Below are 2,122 nucleotides of genomic sequence, written 5' to 3' on the forward strand. Positions count from 1 at the left end.
GCTGCCGCGGACCCTGCACGTCACCGAGCCGACCACCCGGGTGGACTGGTCCTCCGGCGTTGTCCGGCTGCTGACGCGGGCGCAGCCGTGGCCCCGGGACGCCCGTCGGGCGCGGCGCGCGGGCGTGTCGTCGTTCGGGATCAGCGGGACCAACGCGCACGTGGTGCTGGAGGAGGCGCCGGCGGTGCCCGGGGCCTCCGAGGGCTCCGGGGCCTCCGTGGGCTGCGGTCACCGTCCCGCGCCGCTGGTGCTCTCCGCCCGCAGCGAGCCGGCCCTGCGGGCCCAGGCCGGGCGGCTGGCCGAGCACGTCGCCGCCCACCCCTCGTACGCCCTGCCGGACCTCGCGCACGCGCTGGCCACCACCCGGGCCGTCCACGACCACCGGGCGCTGCTGGTCGGCGCCGACCGCACCGAACTCGTGGACGCGCTGCGGCGGTTCGCCACCGGGGAGACTTCGCCGGTCGCCCCGGCGACCGGTCGGCGCGACGGCGGCGGGCGGCTCGCCTTCGTCTTCGCCGGGCAGGGCAGCCAACGACCCGGGATGGGGCGCGAACTCGCCGCTGCCTTCCCGGAGTTCGCGGCCTCCCTGGACGAGGTGTGCGGCGTCCTGGATCCGCTGCTGAAGCGGCCGCTGCGCCCCGTCCTGTGGGACGACGATCCCGAACCGCTGCTCGACCGGACGGAGTTCGCGCAGCCCGCGCTGTTCGCCCATGAGGTGGCGCTCCACCGGCTGTTGGAGTCCTGGGGCGTGCGGCCCGACCTGCTGGCCGGGCACTCGGTCGGCGAGATCGCCGCCGCGCACGTGGCCGGGGTGCTGTCACTGGTGGACGCGTGCACGCTGGTCGCCGCCCGGGGACGGCTCATGCAGTCCCTCCCGGCCGGGGGCGCGATGCTCGCCGTCCGGGCGGCGGAGGACGAAGTCCTGCCGCTGCTGGGCGAGTTCGTCTCGCTCGCGGCCGTCAACGGGCCGTCGTCCGTCGTCGTGTCGGGCGCCGAGGGCGCCGTCGCGGCGATCGAGGCGCACTTCGCGGACCGGCGCACGACACGGCTGCGCGTGTCGCACGCCTTCCACTCGCCGCTGCTGGAGCCGATGCTGGCGGAATTCCGCGGCGTGCTGGAGGGGTTGTCGTTCGCCGCGCCCGTCGTGCCGTTGGTCTCCGGCGTGACGGGGCGCCGGCTGACCGCCGACGAGGCCCGCGACCCCGGCCACTGGGTGCGGCAGGCCCGGGAGCCGGTCCGCTTCCGGGACGCCGTGTCGCGGCTGGAGGCAGAGCGCGTCGACGCCTACCTCGAACTCGGACCCGCGGCCGCGCTCGCGCCCATGCTCGGTGAGTGCCTGGCCTCCGGGGACGCCGGACCGTCGGTCGCCGTCATCGCGAGCGGCTCGGCGGACCAGGCGGACGAGACGCGTGCCCTGCTCGCCGCCGCCGGTCGCCTCCACCTGCACGGCGTGTCGGTGGACTGGGACGCCGTCCTGCCCGGCGCCCGGCCCGTGCCGCTGCCGACGTACCCGTTCCAGCGGCAGACGTACTGGCTCGCTGCCGCCGCCCCGACGCCGCCGGCCGTGGCCGTTGCCGACGTGCCGATCTTCGACGACCGACTCGCCACAGCGAGCCCCGAGGAGCGCGACGCCCTCCTCCTCAAGCTCGTCCTCGTGGAGACCGCCGCCGTGCTCGGGCGCGGCGCCGACGACCTCGATGCCGCCCACGCGTTCTCCGACCTCGGCGTCAACTCCGTGAACGCGATCGAGCTGCGCGAACGCATCGCCGCCGCCACCGGCACCGCCCTCCCCGCGACCCTCGTCTTCGACCACCCGTCCCCGGCCGCCGTCGTCCGCGCCCTCGGCGCCCGGCTCGACCGGGGAGCCGCACCGGAGCCCACCGCCGCCGACCTGGTCGACCGGCTCGCCGCGCTGCTCGCCGTCGGCACCGCCCTCGACCCGGCCACCGCCACCCGGCTGCGCGACCTCGCCCGGCGCTGCGCCGCACCCGCCGGGCCGGCCCGCCCGGGCCCGGGGCCCGACCTCGACGCGGCCACTGACGAGGAGCTCTTCCGCCTGATGGACGCCGTCGACTGACCCCGTCGGCCGACAGCCCCGCGAGCCCCTGCCGATCCCCCGTAC

Annotated in this window: 1 protein-coding gene; it reads left to right on the forward strand. The window is 77.4% G+C overall.

The annotated features are described in order from the left end of the window. A partial coding sequence (locus ACFVWU_RS44775; RefSeq protein WP_387632461.1) for an acyltransferase domain-containing protein occupies positions 1-2,077 on the forward strand: 2,077 nt, incomplete at its 5' end. Positions 2,078-2,122: the final 45 nt, after the last annotated feature.

It is taken from the genome of Kitasatospora sp. NPDC058190, assembly GCF_042883685.1.
Lineage (GTDB): Bacteria > Actinomycetota > Actinomycetes > Streptomycetales > Streptomycetaceae > Kitasatospora.